The organism is Desulfogranum japonicum DSM 18378 (genome assembly GCF_000429945.1).
In the GTDB taxonomy this organism is placed as follows: Bacteria; Desulfobacterota; Desulfobulbia; order Desulfobulbales; family Desulfobulbaceae; genus Desulfogranum; species Desulfogranum japonicum.
This window is the reverse complement of record NZ_AUCV01000030.1, coordinates 1-18,984: the sequence shown is the minus strand read 5'-3', so window position 1 is coordinate 18,984 and position 18,984 is coordinate 1. Positions and strand designations below refer to the sequence as shown.

General features: G+C 45.1%; 20 protein-coding genes. 7 read left to right on the top strand and 13 right to left on the bottom strand.

The window, feature by feature from the left end:
- Positions 1-27 precede the first annotated feature (27 nt).
- From G493_RS0114080 to G493_RS0114055, 6 genes are all read right to left on the bottom strand, one after another.
- Positions 28-1,119 carry an HprK-related kinase B gene (locus G493_RS0114080; protein WP_051309305.1) on the bottom strand — a complete coding sequence of 364 codons (1,092 nt, stop codon included), beginning with the start codon at positions 1,117-1,119 and terminating at the stop codon, positions 28-30.
- Complete coding sequence (locus G493_RS0114075; RefSeq protein WP_028580918.1) at positions 1,094-1,966, bottom strand: GAK system ATP-grasp enzyme; 873 nt, start codon at positions 1,964-1,966, stop codon at positions 1,094-1,096. The genes G493_RS0114080 and G493_RS0114075 overlap by 26 nt, the downstream gene beginning before the upstream one ends.
- Positions 1,963-2,886 carry an NUDIX hydrolase gene (locus G493_RS33035; protein ID WP_084813587.1) on the bottom strand — a complete coding sequence of 308 codons (924 nt, stop codon included), beginning with the start codon at positions 2,884-2,886 and terminating at the stop codon, positions 1,963-1,965. The genes G493_RS0114075 and G493_RS33035 overlap by 4 nt, the downstream gene beginning before the upstream one ends.
- A complete protein-coding gene (locus tag G493_RS0114065; protein WP_028580916.1) occupies positions 2,883-4,541 on the bottom strand; it encodes a PhoU domain-containing protein in 1,659 nt (552 codons plus the stop codon). The genes G493_RS33035 and G493_RS0114065 overlap by 4 nt, the downstream gene beginning before the upstream one ends.
- Before the next feature lie 15 nt (positions 4,542-4,556).
- The gene (locus tag G493_RS0114060) at positions 4,557-4,832 is read right to left on the bottom strand and encodes an amphi-Trp domain-containing protein (RefSeq protein WP_051309304.1); all 276 of its coding nucleotides are present in this window, start codon (positions 4,830-4,832) and stop codon (positions 4,557-4,559) included.
- A 126-nt stretch (positions 4,833-4,958) separates the two neighbouring features.
- Positions 4,959-6,071, bottom strand: coding sequence for a hypothetical protein (locus G493_RS0114055; protein ID WP_028580914.1), 1,113 nt, complete (start codon positions 6,069-6,071; stop codon positions 4,959-4,961).
- Between the two features lie 315 nt (positions 6,072-6,386).
- Here G493_RS0114055 and G493_RS33845 point away from each other — a divergent pair, with 315 nt between their 5' ends.
- The 3 genes from G493_RS33845 (at position 6,387) to G493_RS0114035 (ending at position 7,340) form a co-directional block, all read left to right on the top strand.
- Entirely contained in the window at positions 6,387-6,560 is a 174-nt protein-coding gene (locus G493_RS33845) for a hypothetical protein (RefSeq protein ID WP_167332848.1), read from the top strand.
- 274 nt (positions 6,561-6,834) lie between these two features.
- Positions 6,835-7,095 carry an FAD-binding oxidoreductase gene (locus G493_RS0114040; RefSeq protein WP_028580912.1) on the top strand — a complete coding sequence of 87 codons (261 nt, stop codon included), beginning with the start codon at positions 6,835-6,837 and terminating at the stop codon, positions 7,093-7,095.
- Positions 7,096-7,154: 59 nt separating this feature from the next.
- Complete coding sequence (locus tag G493_RS0114035; protein ID WP_028580911.1) at positions 7,155-7,340, top strand: BBE domain-containing protein; 186 nt, start codon at positions 7,155-7,157, stop codon at positions 7,338-7,340.
- Here G493_RS0114035 and G493_RS0114030 read toward each other — a convergent pair.
- Positions 7,335-9,521 carry an AAA family ATPase gene (locus tag G493_RS0114030; protein WP_028580910.1) on the bottom strand — a complete coding sequence of 729 codons (2,187 nt, stop codon included), beginning with the start codon at positions 9,519-9,521 and terminating at the stop codon, positions 7,335-7,337. The two genes, G493_RS0114035 and G493_RS0114030, sit on opposite strands and share 6 nt — an antisense overlap.
- A gap of 81 nt (positions 9,522-9,602) precedes the next feature.
- Complete coding sequence (locus G493_RS0114025) at positions 9,603-12,056, bottom strand: cache domain-containing protein (protein ID WP_028580909.1); 2,454 nt, start codon at positions 12,054-12,056, stop codon at positions 9,603-9,605.
- A gap of 199 nt (positions 12,057-12,255) precedes the next feature.
- Between G493_RS0114025 and G493_RS32245 the strand changes: the two genes are divergently transcribed.
- On the top strand, positions 12,256-13,032 hold the full coding sequence (locus tag G493_RS32245) for a ribonuclease H family protein (protein ID WP_084813586.1): 777 nt from the start codon (positions 12,256-12,258) through the stop codon (positions 13,030-13,032).
- Between the two features lie 117 nt (positions 13,033-13,149).
- On the opposite strand, the gene G493_RS0114010 is transcribed toward G493_RS32245, so the two are convergent.
- The 5 genes from G493_RS0114010 to G493_RS34835 form a co-directional block, all read right to left on the bottom strand.
- Positions 13,150-14,277 carry a hypothetical protein gene (locus tag G493_RS0114010; RefSeq protein WP_028580908.1) on the bottom strand — a complete coding sequence of 376 codons (1,128 nt, stop codon included), beginning with the start codon at positions 14,275-14,277 and terminating at the stop codon, positions 13,150-13,152.
- 354 nt (positions 14,278-14,631) lie between these two features.
- Positions 14,632-15,039 carry a hypothetical protein gene (locus tag G493_RS34000; protein WP_028580906.1) on the bottom strand — a complete coding sequence of 136 codons (408 nt, stop codon included), beginning with the start codon at positions 15,037-15,039 and terminating at the stop codon, positions 14,632-14,634.
- Positions 15,040-15,250: 211 nt separating this feature from the next.
- Positions 15,251-15,388 (bottom strand): hypothetical protein, encoded by a 138-nt coding sequence (locus G493_RS34840; RefSeq protein ID WP_205623687.1) that lies wholly within the window; start codon positions 15,386-15,388, stop codon positions 15,251-15,253.
- 56 nt (positions 15,389-15,444) lie between these two features.
- A complete protein-coding gene (locus tag G493_RS34655; protein WP_205623686.1) occupies positions 15,445-15,636 on the bottom strand; it encodes a transposase in 192 nt (63 codons plus the stop codon).
- Between the two features lie 79 nt (positions 15,637-15,715).
- Positions 15,716-15,850 carry a transposase gene (locus tag G493_RS34835; RefSeq protein WP_408608814.1) on the bottom strand — a complete coding sequence of 45 codons (135 nt, stop codon included), beginning with the start codon at positions 15,848-15,850 and terminating at the stop codon, positions 15,716-15,718.
- Positions 15,851-16,976: 1,126 nt separating this feature from the next.
- Here G493_RS34835 and G493_RS0113985 point away from each other — a divergent pair.
- The 3 genes from G493_RS0113985 to G493_RS29290 form a co-directional block, all read left to right on the top strand.
- Positions 16,977-17,438 carry a rhomboid family intramembrane serine protease gene (locus G493_RS0113985; RefSeq protein WP_232363766.1) on the top strand — a complete coding sequence of 154 codons (462 nt, stop codon included), beginning with the start codon at positions 16,977-16,979 and terminating at the stop codon, positions 17,436-17,438.
- Between the two features lie 353 nt (positions 17,439-17,791).
- Positions 17,792-18,562 (top strand): hypothetical protein, encoded by a 771-nt coding sequence (locus G493_RS0113980; protein ID WP_028580903.1) that lies wholly within the window; start codon positions 17,792-17,794, stop codon positions 18,560-18,562.
- 219 nt (positions 18,563-18,781) lie between these two features.
- Positions 18,782-18,984, top strand: a 203-nt coding sequence (locus G493_RS29290; RefSeq protein WP_035274521.1) for a transposase family protein, incomplete at its 3' end; no start/stop codon positions are given.

Genomic DNA, 18,984 nt, shown 5'->3' with positions numbered 1-18,984 from the left:
TGCCATACGCCGACCAACCAGCCTTGGCTAGAGCCATTTCAGTATCGTACGGGTGGCTTCTTCAAAATCTGCACCACCGGAAAGTTCCAGAACGCGGCAGCGGGAAAGCAATTCCAGATATCGACTTTCCGGCTGATTTTTCAAGCAGCCCTTCGCAGGCAGATAAAAAAGCCCGGTCTCTTTCATAATGGCCTGCAGCAATTCTTTTCGTTTACCGAGGTCTACCTCCTCTGCCTGCATGGAACCAGCACCAAACCGCCAGTTGAGCAGCACCAGCCTGTCGAGCTTTGTATGTAACTGAAAACGATCCCTGCCAAAACACTGCTCAATCATAACATCATATTTATATTCCAGATTCCAGAGTTCCGCTGCTGGCAGCTGGCTGAAACGTTCTTTTTCCTCTGCAGACATAACTCCAGAAAGAGAGGGATTATTGAGTGCAGTGCCTGGATTAATCCGAGGCCACTTGGCCACTCCGGACATCACAAGATGTTCTCCCTTCTCCTCAATCAACAGTCTGTCATTGGAAACAAAATCAGCACCTGTATTCATCAGATGCAAAGCCAGGGTGGATTTTCCCATGCCTGAAAATCCCGCCATGGCAATACCGGTAGCGTTTTGATATACAGCAGCCGCGTGCCCGAGTAAGGCACCTTTGTTAAGTTTATACTCAATGAATCGGTTATTAATAAAATTGATGACCTGGTTCGGATTATCCTGACAGGGTCCTATAACCAGATTTTCATCATGCCCAAAAATCATCATCATGCCTGTGGTTATCTTTCGTACCACACGTCCACCATGCAAAGCGGCCCATTCTTCTTTGATTTTTGTTTTGCCTGGTTCAAGTTTTCTTTTGCTGAATTTGCAGTTCAAGGACGGTGTTACTGCATCAATGGCATGGATGCGAATCTGTGCACCTTTATTGGAAGAGGAAAGCAAAGGCAAAAAATAGCGGTGCAGTTCACTTCGCAGTTCCTCACTGCTGCAAAAAATTTCCAGAGTACAATCGTGCAGGCGCAAGAGAAGCGATTCAGTAAAGCTCACCCCTTGTGAGCATTCCCGAATCAGTTCCTGCCTGGTATAGGCAGTATTATTTTCGCAGGGTATTGATGACATACGCTGTGTACTCCTTTGCTGCATCGATTGATCGGGCTTCCAGTAATCCCCTGAATCCACCAAAGGCAGATACCTCAAACACTATGGGCCCCTGCGGGGTGAGGGCAACATCAACACAGGTGAAATCAAGGCCAAACAGGGCCTGGGCTCTGTGGGCCAGTTCAATGATTTCCGGTTCCGGATCAAACGCATGATATCGTCCTCCGGAAGCAGTGGTGGTATTCCAGGCCCCTTCCTGACGGCAACGGGCATAGGTAGAAAGATATTCTCCGCCAAGAAAAACAATGCCGAGATCCTGCTCACCAAGATCTATCTTTTTCTGAATATACATCAGCGCATTATCGCGTCGAAAAAGACTGACCTCGCCATGGCAGGACTCGCCTTTTCTGATCACGCACATTCCCTTGGCCTTAGTGGAAAACAGGGGTTTAAACACCGCCTCTTCGTACTTTTCCACTGCTGCCGCAGCAAGATCAATATCCTCCGTGACGCTGGTCAAGGGCATGGGGATATTGCCGGACTGCAAGGTAATGGTGCAGGAAATTCTGTTCAGAACCCCCAGAATTTTTGATGGCCTGGAAAAAATGGGCATCCCCCTGGTTTCCAGGAGCCTAAGCATTTCCAGCCTGTCAAGCAATTGAGGGGAATAGGTGGATCCTATCTTTTTAATGAGAAGAGCATCCAGAGAACTCAGATCCACATCACCATACCAGGCCTTTCCAGAAGGCAGATCCAATCGAACATGCTCCAGGTCTATGAGCAACCTGTAACCGGTAGCTTCCGCGACAGCATCAGCAAGTTTTTGCGACGACCAGCCATCTGCTATACCAATAACTCCTATTTTCATGCAAACTCCTCATGTACGAACTGTTGCAGTCTTCCCATCATTTTGCCAAGCTTAGCCTCTTTGACCGCTGCTGCTGCGCGTTGGGGCTTCATCCACTGTCTGCCTCTGTGAGATTCCTGCCATAAAGGCGCTGCCACGAGTTCAGATACCTCCTGCACATACACGGTGACAGTACAAATTGCCCCCCATTTTCCATAAGTATAGCTGCCAATGGGTTTTTCAGACACCGGGCCCCTGACGCCTGCTTCTTCAAACGATTCCTTGGCTGCTGAATCACGGGCAGAAAGTCCAGGTTCATGGATGCCTTTGGGAACAACCAGATGTTTTCGTTTACTGGAACCGATGACCAATACTTGAAGCCCTTTTTTCGTGCGTTGAAAAGGAATGACAGCTGACTGCGTATAATAATAGGCTGGCCGCGGCCGCAGTTCAGAACCATCGGGAGAAGGATATGGAAACAAGGCTGGTAATTTTTCACGCTTAAGAATAAGCCCGGGAGACCACCTGTTCTTCATATAATCAGGATCATCATTCTTCCACTGCATCAAAACATCAGTGGCAGGAATTGAACAGTTCAGGAGTTTCCCCTGTCCGATTAAAGGAGAGAGATAGGCGACAGATCCAATAATCAGAATATTTCCTGCAGACGCTGTACTGCCGGCCACAGCCCCCAGCAACTCCGTATAACATTGTCCGTTGCTTCCATTCATCCTGCAGGCCAGTCCTGGCTCCTGCCCCATTGCCTTTACCAGTTTTTTGGCAAGTTCTCCATACACAGGAGTATCCTGGTACAGCACCTGGCTGACGACCATGCCATTTGCAGCCAGGTACGCCCCAACCCGTTGACCATCACGTTTTTCACCATCAGACAGTTTTTTTGCAGATAATTCACACAGGTACAGATAACATTCAGTAATCACAAATACAACACCTCCTCGGGAAAGGAAAATTCCTGCCAGTTTTGCTGCTCCTCGTCAAAAGTTATCACCTTTTCCAGTAAAAAATTGGCCCGCAGAACCATTTCTTTGACAAAATCGGTGTTCAACTGAAAACGGGTAGACGTATAAAATGAACGTGCCAATGCCAGGGTCAGACGAACATCAAAGGTTACATCATTCTGTTCTCGGGCAAACCCTCTGGCAAAGCCATAGAAGTCTCGAATAAGCAGGTTAATCTGCTCCCGAATGGGTGACTCAAAAACCGGCAGACGAAAATTGGAAATCAGGTACACCGAGACGTCCTGCACATAATCAGCTGGTGCTGAACGGTTGACGTCAATGAAGTGTATTGAATCCAACTGCTCATTATAGATAATGTTGTTGGCATTAAAATCGCCATGGATAAATACGGAAAATGGGGCAGGAAATAATCTCTCTATACGCAGACATTTCTCAACCAGGGTGGATGTGGAGTCTACTTCCAGGTCTCCCAATGTCTGTTGCCTCCGAAGATAGCTATGTACCTGCAGAATGGAATCCAACCTTGCAAGCACTTGGGCCATATACGAAGTTTCCATGGCGCCGACTTTTTTGGTCAGCGGCCAGATTTTGCTCCCCAGAAGATGGTGCAGTCGTTTCAGGGCGTTACGTGCCATTTGAATATTGTCACCCAAAACGATTTCCTGCAGGTTATTGCCGGGAAAAAATTCAACCAACAGTGCACCGGTGTTTTCATCTTCCTGATAGAATGTCAATACTTTAGGAGCCAACCCGGGAACGAGCCTCTGCCACGTGGTAAGATTCTCTTTTTCTCTTTCAATTTTATTCAGACTACCGGCTTTAAAAATAGCTTCCCTTACCGTCCCTGCTGGTACCCCTGCAGGTTCATTGGCAACCCGGCTAATATTGCAACCAGACCTGGTCCCCCAATAGGAGCGTAAACTAAGGTGATCAAGGGGAATATCCATATTTGATTTAGCCAGGGTCTGCTGCAAAGCCTCAAAGTGACGAATACGAATTTTTTCCCCAAGTATGGCAAACAGAATTGCCTCCCCAATATTGAGCAGCGAATCACCAATTCGCTCAAGGTATCTGAAAATAAAGAGAATAGTTACATACGATTCTATGGAATCGCCTTTACGAAGCTCTTCCATTATGCGTGTAAAATTCTCCAGATAGAGGCGATCTATTTCATACTCACAATGACAGATACTTAAAGCAAGCCCTATGTCCTTGTCGTCCAGAGCAGGAATAACCTGTTCCAGACAATTCTCAATGATCGCAAACATGGAATGGGCATCAAAGGTGAGCCACAAAGTCCTGTTAAACAGATACTCCACCTGGCGAACAATATTCACACTGAAACTGGCAATACGTTTGAGATTCGTACTGATGGTATGGACCGCCCTGGCCCAATTCACTTCCTGCTGTCCGCGATCAGGTTGGGTTAAGATCAAAGAAAAACAATCGTTTTCAACAGTAACCTTCAGGTTTTCGATATAGCCTTCTCGCCCCAGAACCTGCAGGCAATGGGTCTGGTCGAAAGTTCTCAGATAGCTCTCTGTGGTTGCCACCTGTCCCATGACCTCCATGAGAAGAAAATGTATGTTTTCGCTGACCTTGGATTCAATGGCCATAACAGAACCTTGTCATCAGGAAGAAATTTTGACAGGCTTGGAATCATCTTCTATGGGAAACTCTTTTTTATCCGTCCAGCGCATTTCAAGGGTCAACCTGTTCTTTCTTCCCTTTTTGCGTGCCTCAATGGAAAAATGAAGAAGGTTTCGTATTTTCAAATCAATACTGTCGTCCTCTGAAGTCAGAGTGATCTTTCCTTCATCGATGGAGCGGATGAGTGATTTTAGATATCTCTTTACAGAGTTGACATCTTGAATGGAATCATATGTGAATTTCTGCTTTGACATCATTATACCTTTGTATATTCCTATCAGACGGACGATTTGCCAGTGGCACAGCCGCCCCTTTCAACAGAGGGCTATTTCACTCGTACCTACCATGTTGTGAAATCTTTGCAATGTTGTTCTCATTTTCTCTTATCCTGCCAGACGAGCGCTGTACTCCTGGATAACCCGGGCTCTGTCCATACCAGCTTTAAGGAGTTGCTTTCGTATCTGCATATCTTCCCAGCCAGGCTGCAAACCGATTTCCCGACTGGCTTTCTCTTTATCCCTTGCCACGGGGTCTTTAACCTTTTCACTCAAATGCGTGTCGTCACCCATGAAAACCAACAGCGGTCTGGAATTGTTTATCTGTTTATTGCGACGGTTAAGCACTGTTATTAAAAATTCAGTGTATTCCTGTGATTGTGGATTCCACACTTCATACCCATCCACATCATAGTCGGCAAGAAGAATGGGCCAAAACTGCTCGGGATGCGGAATCACAATGCCTGCACCCAATGACCTGGCCTCTTCAATTACCTCATTGGTGCGATAGAAATAACTCAAGGGAAATCCTTCCTTCACCTTAGCTTTTACTGCTCGCAGGAATGTTTGCGCACGATCAATGAAAAGCCCGTCGTGCTCCCCACGCAAGAGATCAATGTAGTCCCGAATAAGCTTGTTTTTGATGGAGGCTGCCGGTACAGCGTCATAGTTTTTATCCAGGAGCATTTCCAGTCGCTGTGCCTGGTACCTGACAAAATCGATAACCTCAGCAGTGGCACCGGTTTCCTCTGCTGCCCACTGCAAGATTTGCTCATCAGGTTGGGTAAGAGCACGAAGAAAACTGAAAAGCTGAGAAGAACGATATGTAAAGGTATGCTTGAGAATATTCTTAAAAACAGATGCCTTTTCCAGTTTATCCTTTTGAAAATGAATCAGCAGCTGAACTTTACTATGAAAACCAGTGGAGTAACAATCGACTTCAACCCCGGCATAGGGCCCGTATTCGGTTATCTGGTTGTGTTGAGTGGGTATGATAAGTTGATTCCGCCTGTTGGGGAACAGGTTTTCTATCCGTTGGCGGATAAACTCCATGGGTATATACTCCGGATGCCAGTGCACAGCCAGTACAGCACTCTGTCGTGGATACACTTTTTCCGGATGAGTTACCCACTCCTTTTGCTGGGGATCGAGCCTGGTGCGAATACAGACTTCAAACCGAAGTTGCTCCTCCTCGCGTATGTCAGCATCACTTGATTTCAAAAAAACACCTTCGTTTCCTGGTTATCATTGAGGGTCGCGTAAAATAATAACTATCCCAAAATTGCTCAGGATATCGGCTCATTGTCATCATTGTTCAATGGATCAATACGGCCAGCATGGAACCATTGAAACAGTCATAAGAGTGAGTTGAGAGACCCAAAAGATTGTTTTTTTGCAAAGCCCTTAATAAAGCATGATTTTTGCATACACCCCTGTTGGGAAAACAGAATGCTTTCCACAAAAGCGTGGCGACACCTGTTTTGGATGTCAAACGCCATTTTACGCATCCCATTACGTTTATAAAAGGAGTTTTTCATGTTCAAAATATTTCTTACATTACTCATTGCCATAAGCTGTGTAACAGTTGCCGGTTGCCATCATCATAGATTCTACAATCCAGGCCATGACCCAAGAGGTCCGGGGAACAGTGAAAATGCACCAGGCCATACCAAAACACACATCCCTCCCGGACAAGCTAAAAAGAGATAGTGGTCACCCAACAAATACATCCAGAGAAATTGCGGAGAGAACACCCTTTACAATTTCTCAGGAAAAAAGAGAGATGCGACCCACCGGTGCTCTTGCACGTATCCTCAGGGATTGTCTCTCATACTGGTGTTGGCGGCTTAGGGCTGCGGAAAATAATAACTATCCAAAAATTGCGCAGGATATAGGCTCATTCTCATAACTGTTCCAATGATTCCATACTTGCCGTATTGGTCCATTTGTACAGTTATGAAAATGAATTGAGTAACCCACAAGATTGGATAATGTATTTTTTCTACGGCCCTTAATACTTGGTGGTGGATTCGGTTGGATCAGCCGTAATCATGGCGCCTTAACAGACAATCTTCTCTCTACAGATATTTTTGCCGCACAAGGAAGACTTGTTCGTGCCAGTGAGAAGGGAAACGAGAACCTGTTCTGGGGTATACGAGAAGGCGGAGGTAATTTCGGGATAGCAACCTCCTTTGAATTTCAGTGTGCAGAAATCAGAACTGAAGTGTTTTCGGATTTGTACTGAATATTCATACTCGCTGGCAAAATCAGAGTGAAGATGAGGCATGCCTTGAATGGGCTAAGATGTTCCATAAAGCAACAGAACCGTTTGCCAAGGGAGTTTACGTCAATTTTCTCAGTGATGAAGGTGAAGACCGGGTGAAAGACGCCTACACTGAGGCTGTCTGGAAGCGGCTGGTCCAAGTTAAAGATGAATACGACCCTGAGAATATATTTCGACTTAATCAGAATATACAACCGCCTTCATAACAGCACGGGTTTCAAGCGAAATCTATAGATCAGCCATACCCTGGTCCAGGGAATAGATGAAGGAAGTTTTTCTGGTTTAAGAAGGCCCCGGATGGTTGAGGCAGCATCTTTGCTCAGGTTCTGACTGAGATAATGAAACCAACTGCCAGGCTGATCCTTTAACCAGGCTGAGAGTCTCTGCATGTCAGGAGACAGGGACTCTTTTGCTGAAAACAACGTCCACTCCACCAATTCCAATTTATCCAAACTTGCGAGCTCTTCTCTCTTGGGCAAAGGAGCTCTTTCTGCATAAAAAAGCTCTTCTGCCTCTGCAATCTGAGAAAAAAGTTCCTCCTCAACCCGATCCTTCAATACTTCGCTCATCCTGCTGCCTGCACCGGGGAGAGGAAGACACCCGGAAATCCAGCCATTGGGACTCAATTTTCCCTGTAGTTTTTCAGGAAGCAACTCTCCTCCCTGCTCCAGTATGCCATCCAACACGATGTGCTCCCAGGTTAAGGGTTGCAATGCAGAATGTTCCAGCCATCTGATATCCTGCAGAGAATGATCAACCACTAGCGGACGTTCCGATTCAGGGAGGCTCTCCATGGAAAATTCCACCAAGTTTCGGTAATCCTCCTGATCTGAAATTGTGGTAAGCCCACCTTCAGGAACCTTGCGAAAAAGTTCCCAAAAAAGCTGATTCCAACGGAGTGGAGCCAACAGTATACGATCCGAACGGCTGACGTGCATATCTTTGGTCAAGGCCTGCAACAGCTTGTTACGGGAAGCTGAAGTTCCCTGTACACGGCGTATCCAGCGATCCCGCTCCTTGTCATCGGGAGAAAACGTTAAAGTCTCGGGCACCTCTTCCAGCATCCTGTCCAATTGTTCCTCACGACGCCTGATGACATCGGTTTGAATGGTGCCCTCATAACCTTGTGAAGTGGGCTGATAAAAGATACGCCCTTTCAGTGTTCCTGGCAGATACTGCTGGGCCACCCAATGCTCCCGAAAAGCGTGGGGATATTTGTACCCTTTGCCGTGGCCAAAGCTGTGCTTATCCCGGTTGGCATCCCGTAAATGATTCGGTACTTCAGCCTCTTCCGCCTCAACAGCATCCAGGGCATCAAAAAAAGCCAGTGCAGAATTTGATTTCGGACAGGTCGCCAGATACAGAGCCGCCTGGGTAAGATGAAATTGCCCTTCCGGTAACCCTACCCGATCAAAGGCTGATGCAGCAGCTTCAACCACTCCCAGAGCCTGAGGATCAGCCATACCTACATCTTCACAGGCTGAAATCAACATTCTTCTGAAAATAAACCTGGGATCTTCGCCTGCCCGTATCATCCTGGCCATCCAATAAAGCGCACCATCGGGGTCTGACCCTCTGAGGGATTTGATGAATGCACTGATAGTGTCAAAATGATAATCCCCTTCTTTGTCATAGAGTACAGCCTTTTGCTGAATGCTTTCTTCAGCAACAGAAAGCGTAATGGATATTCGGCTGTTTTCCGGAGGGGGAAATGTATCAGGAGTGGTTTCCACGGCCAGTTGCACCGCATTGAGCAGGGAACGGGCATCACCGCCGGCTATCCGCACCAGATGATCCAGTGCTTCAGGTTCAAAGTCGACCTGCCATTTTCCATAACCTCTTTGCGAGTCCTGCAGGGCCTGGATAACTATCTGCCGTAAATTCTCTTCGGTCAACGGTTGAAGCTGAAAGACCCGGCTTCGGCTGACCAATGCTTTATTCACCTCAAAATAGGGATTTTCCGTGGTAGCACCGACCAGAATTATGGTGCCTTTTTCCACCCAGGGCAACAGTGCATCCTGCTGGGATTTGTTCCACCTGTGCACCTCATCTACAAATAAAATGGTGCGTTTAAAAAACATTTTCTGATGTTTACGTGCGCCTTCGATGGCTTCACGTAGATCCTTCACACCGCTGAGTACAGCGTTCATCGAGACAAAACGGCTGGCTGTGCTGTTGGCGATAACACGGGCCAACGTGGTTTTACCTGTACCCGGAGGTCCGTAAAAAATCAGCGAGGAAAGCTGGTCTGCACGGATAGCACGGCGCAGAAGACGACCTTCTCCAAGAATATGGTCCTGTCCCACATATTCTTCCAACGTACGGGGACGCATTCTGGAAGCCAGTGGCTCTGAGGATAGTGAAGATGATAGAGATAAAAGATCCATTGCTTACAACTTGTCCGATTGCCCACTCATTTTCAAAGAGAATACCATGCAATGCACGTAACCCCGAAGGTATAATACAGCTCAGCTTTGAAGAGTTTCCCTAACGGCTCTTCCAAGGGTTTCGACAGTATATGGTTTTTTCACGAATTGCCCGGCACCTAGGCTGCGAACAACCTTTACATCCTCACTTTCAGAAAATCCACTTGTTATTATGGCTTTTTGCCCAGGATATAAGCTAATAATTTTCTGAAAAGTCTCTCGCCCGTTCAAACCAGGCTCCATAATCATATCCAGAACAATAAGGTCGACCTGATTCTCCTGCACATGAGCTATGGCAGCTTCGCCGGAATCCACCGACTCAACCATATAGCCAAGTCTTCGCAATATCTGCTCCGCAATATCCCTAAGCTGTGGTTCGTCGTCAACAACCAGAATATGCTCTCCGTTGCCGAAGTAATCCGTAGCCTTTACGGCTTCTGCCTTGGGCTCGTTATCCTCATCAACAAGCTGAAAATACAACTGAAAGCGTGTTCCATTTTCTGTGCTGTCAACTTCAATTCCTCCATTATGATCCTCCATGGTATTCCACACCACGGTAAGACCAAGACCTGAACCGCTCTGCCCCATGACCTTTTTGGTATAGAACGGTTCAAAAATATGCTCTTTATCTTCCGGTTTGATACCAGGTCCATTGTCTATCACTTTCAACACCGCATACTTGCCAGCCGGTAGTTTCAACAGGCGGGCAGCTGTTCCATGCAGATCTGTTTTTTCTGTCTGTACAACTATATTGCCATGCTGCCCAAGCGCTTCAGCGGCATTGATAACCAGATTCATAAGACACTTCTTCACATGAACAGAAGAACAGAATATCAGAGGAGCATCTGCACTCAAGCTGTACTCCCAGGTTATCTCCGGATACCTCATGGTAAGATTTGCCCACTCCGGAGAATCAAAATATTCCTGAACCAATTGGTTCAGATTATATATGTCTTTTGAAGAGGCTGCGCCACGCGCAATGGTAAGCAGATCAGCAACGACCTCGGCTGCGCGGGTACCAGATTCATGTATGGCCTGTATTGGTTTTCTCAGCTCACTCTCCTGGGGTAATTTCTGCAGGAGCAGTTCAGGGTACGCCACAATACCTGCCAAAATGTTGTTCAAGTCGTGGGCTACCCCACCGGCCATCAGCCCGATGGATTTCATCTTATTGGCCACATTCAGTTTTTCTGCAAGCTGTTCCCGCTCCTGTTCTGCCTGAATTTTATCCTCCAGCATTTTATTCACATTCTCAGCCATTCGATCCAACTCATCATAATGTATGAGACCTCGATCAATGGCCTCATTGGAGAAAGCAGCTTTTTTGAAAAAAGAAATGAGAAGGCTTACATCAAACATGAGCCTTCGATTCAAACGGTTGAGTATAAAGAGAAAGATGCCAAGAATAAGCAGCGAATTCAGAAAAAAGTATACAACCTTTGCCTGAATCTCACGGGTTAATGCCGCCTGCCTTGCACGAATCTCTTTTTCGACATCATCTTCATAAAATCCAGCTCCGATTAACCACTGCAGCTCAGGAATCCCATAGATAAAGGAAACTTTTTGCGACTCCACATCCGGTGAGTGTAATTTGCGCAGGCGATAGCTGATATAGTCACCTCCGGGTTTCATGGCCGCTGCATACTCATTGGCAAAAAGAGCCCGTGCTGCTTCGGGATTTTTGTTAAATATTTCCCACAATTTTTTCTTTCCCGGCACCACCCGGCCATTGGCCAGCAAGGCATCTCCGTTGAAATGATTAACAAAAATATATCCTTCTTCCCCAAAGCGTACCTGACTGATGGAGTCCAGCAGTTCCCCCTGAATCTGATTTTCCATATCATCAACGTACAAGCCTGTACCAATGAAACAATCAAGGGGTGGAAAATATTTCACAAAAGATATTTTTTTAAAAGTAGCACCTTGGGACTCAGGCTTGGTCCAGTGATATTCATAAAAGCCTTCGCCGGCTTTGCTGACCAGCGAAATCATATCCCGTATTACATATTTTCCCCGCGTATCTCTCGTATCCAGCATATTGACCCCTTCCATTTCGGGTCGGTCCGCAAAAAGAAGTTCCGTACCGTCCAGACGGGTGGCGAAATAATATCCGCTTTCTCCCAAAAAACGAATTGGCCGGAGGGCATCGAAAATCAATTCTTCTATTTTCTCCTCTTCTGCATCTCCCTTCAGCTGCTGGTAGATATTTTCGGCAATGGAGTATGCTTCATATACTCGCATTTGAATTTGTTTTTTTACCAGCTCTTCATTTTGTGATTTTTTGTGCTTAATCAGCTCGCCAACCCATTTTACTTCCTGCTGCACACGTTTTTTCTGTTCATTGATATATTCCTGACGGCTATGCTGAGAATTTTGCCTGAAATCCCGATAGGAACCGACAATATCAATGAGCGTGATACTGATGGTCACTCCAAAAACCAGAACAATGCCCAAGAGCTGCAGTATACTGGCAAATTTTTTTTTCGGTTGTTCCATCGTCGCTACTGAAAATGTACACCATGAAAGCCTGAAACAAAGACGACCTGCCTTTGTATACCAGGCATCAGGTTTGAATTATGATAATAGAATTAACCAAACAGACTATTTTCGGTCATATACCTGTATTTCTTTTGTCTGAACGACTATAAAAGAAAGAAAACCAACCAGAAAATACATACGTTGAACTCCATTGCCAATGAAGCCGGTTATCTTTACCTTATGTGTTGAAAACATCGATGACAGGTACATTAGCTGTCATATTTTCAATACGTCGGAAGATAACAAGCTTCGTTACGACATTACAACAGGAATGGTGTCTCTGACCAAACAAAACCTCCTTGCCGCCACCGTACGAAAGAATCTCCATCAACTGCAGAAGATTCTTCGGTCAGCCCTCACTGGTAATCTTCATCTGGGGCAGGTCATTAACTGTGTGTTTCTCGAAGGATTTCCTTTTCTTCATGACCATACTTTTCATAAATTCATTCGCCTTGACAGGCGCAATAATCGCATACGTATCACCACCAGTGATTCAGGGCTGGTCAACGTACATAAAATTTATGCTGACGGTTCATGCAACCCTGATACCCGACAATCAGGTTTTGGTGGATTTATCGAAACGCCTGAAGGCGTTACCGAGCCCTTTCACCAATCCATCAGCGGCGGAAGCAGTAACCTAATGGAATTGCTTGCAATAATCGAAGGACTACAACGATTGCTCCCCCAAAACACTATTCAGGTCAACACAGACAGCCGATTTGTTATCAGAGGGTTGGTGCAATGGGTTCATTTCTGGAAACACAACAACTGGCAAACAGCCCATGGCCGCCATGTCAAGTTTGCCGAGCATTGGCAACAGGCATATAGGTTATGCGAAGGCAAATATATAGAATTTCAATGGATTAAAGGGCATTCCGGAAATGTAGAGCAAGAATTTTGTCACCTGCTGGCAAAATCAGCCACAGAATCGTAACTGATTACCAAAGCCCTTCATATCGGTAACCAGTTACGAACAACATACTGTTATACAATGCAATACGGGACACACAGCGGGGATGACAATCTATTCACATCCCGCCCTCACCTGCAATTAGAGCAAGAGCAACAGTGTTGGAGGCAAGACCACTCCCTCCTCACCACTACCGTTATCACTGGGATTATCGCTGGACGTATCAACATCGAGCAGAGCACTTTTTCCGCTTACTGTAACTGATTTCGTATAGGTGTCGGTAAGCCCTCCACCACTGAAAGTAACGGAATAGGTCCCATTCCCCACAGGAATCGCATACCCACCGGCGCTCCCTGTAATTGCATAATATGTACCCTGACTGGGTCTGACGGTAACATTAGCCTTACCTTCACCGGGATCATATTGATCATTACCGTTGACATCTGTCCACACTGTACCCACGATAAACATATTATAGTGATTACTATAGCCTGTATTGGCCTGACAATAATTCCCTGTTGTAACGTATTCACCCACGTCGGTTGCAGAGTTGGTCTCATGAATGGCAGCAATACCGACGTTGGTGTAGTCTCCGTCAACCGACATGGTTGCCATGCGATGTCCACGGCCGTCCTGCATGCCGTCAGCCCCATACCCCCAGTCAATATTCCACGCAGCATGGGCATTTATACCGGAAGAGGCAAAGGAAAACACACTTCCCCTGGCCTGGGTATAGTGAAAGCCTGCACTGTCTACTCTGGCAAATTGATTTGTATGATCCTGGGCATCCCTGGCTATAAGATCCACAGAGTGGGCATAAGCAGCTGCATAGAGCCGGTTATCAAATGCTGCAGGTCCCTTTGCGGCATATGATGCGAATTCACTTCTCAGCGTGGTTTTATTCACCCCAAAATAATCTCTTTCTCCTGCAACTTCCGGGTCGGTTGAAGAGGCCAGCCATATACCTTCCTGCGTCGGGTTGAAACGGGCTCTGTTCATCAGCCAGAGAGCCTGTTGCTCATGGCCACTGGGATGGCTGCCATCGGCAGTTTTATGATAGGTCCATTCTGTTGTTGCTGCCTTGGAGCTCAATTTCTCTTCAACAGCGCTCTGATCCGGAACAATCCCACTATTATAATAGGGTGGATCCAATGCAGGATAGGCTTCCTCTGCTGTTACAGTCACCGGCAAGCCAGCTCCCAACGCAAGCATAGTCGGAAAAATCCATAAAATATTTTGAGTCTGTCGTTGCCTCTTGTTAAAAATCATATCTTTGTCCGTTACTGCTCCAGAGGAATGTCTTGGCCATTCCTTGCCTTTGTTGAATCTGTATTCTCTTTTACCTGTTTTCAAAATATACCATTACAGGGCCTTTAGGGTAGCGGAAAAGAACAACTAACCAAAAATTACAGTATATCGGCTTATCCTGATGAATGATTTCATACTGGCCGTTTTGATCCATTAAAACAGTAATGAGAATGAGTTGAGACTCAACATGATTTGATAATGTAATCCTTTCCATGGCCCTTATAGCCACCAACCAGCCGCTATGAGGCTGATCCCAAAGCATATATAAACTCTACATACTATTTTTTATTATAACCGCAATATTTACTGATAATTTTATTCAGATTGTTTCGAAAGATGCTTTTTTGAAAAATAGCTTAGAAAAAAAACAAAGACCACCGCAGATAACACAGAATAGAATTGAGCTATTACAAAATCTAATGAAGCAATATATTGAGATCCTTTTGAAAGTGAAAACATACAACCAATTACAAAAAAATATATTATCCCTTGAAAATACATATTTATCCCAGTAACAAATCTTTGGAAAAATTTAAAAAGAAAACCTATCAAGCAACCCATCATCCCAGTACAAAAACTCATAACCAACATAATGATTATCATTGCAAAAAATTTTGTATTATCGAACGGAGGAATCTCTGTAAAATATGCCTGTAACATTGAAATAGCTTCTGCTATAAAATAAGAAATAAAACCAGAAATTATATAATGAATATTTTTCATTTTCTATTTAAGAACAATTGGAATAAAAAATAAATATAAGAATCACGTAAGTTTACACAGAAAACTGTCATGGCCATCAACCTAGATGACACACCACACTAATACTATATGACCAAAATCTTTCATAACCCATAATCACAACATACCATAAAATTGACCTATGATTGATACCACATACTTGTCATACTTTCCACAAAGCTCTTAAGCCTCGTCAGACAAATCTATGGGTACATTCCGGCACAGGCAAATTCCCAAGATTATGACATAGCGCGATTTCTCTCAGTGTATCGCTTCTGAAACCATACGATTTTCTGATAGTCAGTTTTGCTTTATTGTTAAACCCTTCCACAATGCCTGACGAGAACTCTTTTTTGCATGGAAGTAATTCAGGATCAGGGGCTTGTGCTAGCGAAGAGTGCGTGCAAACTTTTTCAGTTCCGGCAGGCTGCGGTGCCGCATGACGTCTTTAGTCCACTCGTCAATAAATGTACTCGCCCACGCAGGTGAATTATAGGTCCAGAGATGATCAAAATCCTCCTTGAATAAATACGCTTTAACCGTGTGTAGATTCATGGACAACAGCTCTCTGAGTTGCATACGCGCATCCTGCATAGATTCTTCCGTTTTTTCAAAAAAAACCATCTGCTTTTTTTAGAAACGCAGATTTGCCCTCCGCCTAGAGTTTCCGAACTTCTGCCCTCCGCACGTCGTCAACGGCCTTGTTGAGATTAGCAACGATGTGGAAACGGTCAAGAATATGGACAGCATCATGCAGGCGCTCTGCAATAACTGAGATGTAAGGCTTCCACATATCTGAACAGACAAACTTGATTTCTTTGCAGCGAGCTTCTCCCAAGAAATCGTAAAACGGTGAAGTGAGTCAGGTATTTATGCCCCTTGCTGTATTGAATCTCATCAACGCCAATGGCTGTTATATCCCCCAGAGTCCGGTGCTCAAGCCCCCATTTGACAACCCAGCTTACCGCATCGGCAACAATATCCCAGGAAACACGAAACGTCTGCCCCGTTTCTTTCCAGGAAAACTTACGAGCCTAGAATGCCAGAAATGTCGCGAAATGTTATGTTACAGGTGATTTACCTACAGCCCATGGAACCTGTTCTATTACCACTTTATTACACTGTGGGCACGAAACCTGCCTCATCATGTACACCAGAACCACCATTATATTCCAAAGCGGTGGAAGTAAAAATTCCCGCTGCAAAAGATGATCATAGGTTGGTCCTGCTGTGCCGCATCGTGAACATTTCGCTTTGCTGTTTTTACGTGCCTTAATGGGTACCAACAGGGCGTTACGCTCTTTGCCCAATTAAAGGGTTTGGTAAACAAATCCCTTGAAATTAACCTTATAATTGAGCAAAGTCTTTATTTGCATTCAGTCCTCCTTCACAGGATCTTAGTCGAGCCCACGAAATTAATCGCTGGTCGGACTGAATGCACTTTTTTTTGCGTTAAGTCCTATGTAGCTAAGCTCTCGTCGGAGACGCCTGCCCGGCGAGGGCGTCCTTCGCTCGCCCATAGGCCCAGCGAAAAGGGAAGCAAGGATCAAGAAAAAATGCCCCTGCCAGATTTGGCATAAATGAAAGCCCTGGCAGACTTCCTTATCATTGAATATATGCTCATTTTTTTCTTGAGGCTTGCTGAGTGCTCGCTATAAAAATAGCCTTTTTTACCCACAGATTTGCCTGAAGAGCCTTTTCTGATGAGCTGAAGCATTCCTCCAGCCCATTTCAGCTTACAACCAAGCCGAATATTTTGGTTCGCAAAAAACTGGATCTCTCTAGCCAGTCACCAGCCAGCCCGATGATCTAGGCAAAACTTAGTAACTACCCAAATGAAAATCAAATATAACGCGCCAATAATTCTGACCTATGCCGTATTATCCATATGTGTTTTAGCGTTTGTAGGACATTCCAATATGGTGAAATATTTTTCATCGCCTGCGCACCTGTCTTTTGCAAATCCATATTTTTATCTCAGATCAGTTTCATATATTACAGGGCATGGTAACTGGAATCATCTTATCGGGAATATGATGATAATCCTTCTTGTCGGTCCTTTGCTTGAAGAAAAATATGGGTCAGGCAAGCTCTTAGAGATGGTTTTGCTTACTGCGATATCTACTGCTGTGCTGAATGCATTTCTCTTTTCAGATTCTCTTATTGGGGGAAGTGGTATAGCTTTTATGCTGATATTATTGAGTTCCTTTTCAAATATCAAATCTAAGGAAATTCCCCTGACGTTAATTGTAATCGCGGTTCTATATATCGGCGGTGAAGTTGCCTCAAGTGTAAAAATTGACAATATCTCACAATTCAGCCATTTAGCTGGGGGTTTTGTTGGTGCTTCGTATGGTTTTTTGCGTAGTGGGAAAAATTGACTTCCTCCATGGCCTGAAGAGACCGGGTTCTACCCCGAATAGGTACTCTTAAGAGATACAATAACCGCCTGCGGTTTAACGTGACACGGTATAGCCCAGGCGGGATTACCGACACCGGCCCCAGGAGCCGACACAGCACCCCCCAAACAAACGAGTATTGATATTTTTTTCACAAAGGACGGTGATCACTGCGAGAACGTTTCTCATAGAAATACGAGAAGAGATTGTCCACCTTAAAGAACGGACAACAAGTGTTAAATGAACACTCCCCCTGTGAGTGTTTACCAATTAGGCTACGATTACAGTTATTCTATCTTTAATCGATAGCAATTTTTGATCGTTAAGGAGAGATCATGAAAAGACTGTTGTCAGCTCTCACCCTCGGGTGGACAATTATGGCAGGTGTTTTGGCAATAGCAGCCGATAAAGTCATCGTTATCCCGCTGTTAATGACTTGTGGTGATGGTTTAGCCAAATGTTCAGATATATGCGTTGATACACAGCATAACCCTAGCTACTGTGGTGATTGTTCAACCGTGTGCGATGCTGGTTCTTACTGCGATCAAGGGAAATGCAAGGGATTGGTCAACTCTTTATGCAATATACATACAGACTGTCTTTCCGGGAAATGTTTAGAAAATAAATGTGGAGCTCCGAGCAAATTCGTCTTTGTCAGCAATGCCACTTTCGCTGGAAATCTCGGTGGATTGGCAGGAGCCGACACACAATGCCAGGCCCTTGCCGAAGCCGCCAGACTACCTGGTACATATAAGGCATGGCTTAGTTCCACTTCCGTATCAGCGAGTAGTCGTTTCTCTCACTCTGATGCCCCGTATATCCTTGTAGATGGTACTCTTATTGCCAATAATTGGAACGATCTGATCAGTGGTGCATTAGCTAGCCCGATATCATTAGATGAAAATGGAACCCCTTTACTCAGACCTGTCTGGACCGGAACAAAATATACTGGGGAGATCATGGAAGGTACTCAGTGTGCAAGTTGGATCGCCGGTAGTTATTTATCTGCACAAATAGGGATAACTTCAGAAACTAACAATGATTGGACAGAAGCGGGCGAAGAAGACTGCGAGTTGCAATGTTCGCTATATTGCTTTGAACAATGAGTTGCAGTGCGGATAAAACCAGATATTCAAAAATGCGTAATCCATTGTTGAAAAAAGTTGAAATTGACAATTACAGTATTCAGCGTTGCTCTCATAGCAGGGCAATCGCATGGGTAATAACCTATACTCAAGCAAATAGTCTACTTTCTTTTATCGTCTTAACAGGTTACATAGTTTTCTTCGTCACCCCTGATAACTCGGATTTACAAAAGATTACAGATGAAGAAACAAGCAAGCTCTCTTTTTGTGAAACACTTTTCCACCCTGGATGACCCCAGAGATACGGATCAAATCAAACATAACCTGCTCGATATTCTTGTAATTGCCATCTGCGGTACCATTTGCGGTGCAGATGGCTGGAAACCCATTCAAGAATACGGACTTGCCAAGCAAGAATGGTTGAGCACCTTTCTTGATTTGCC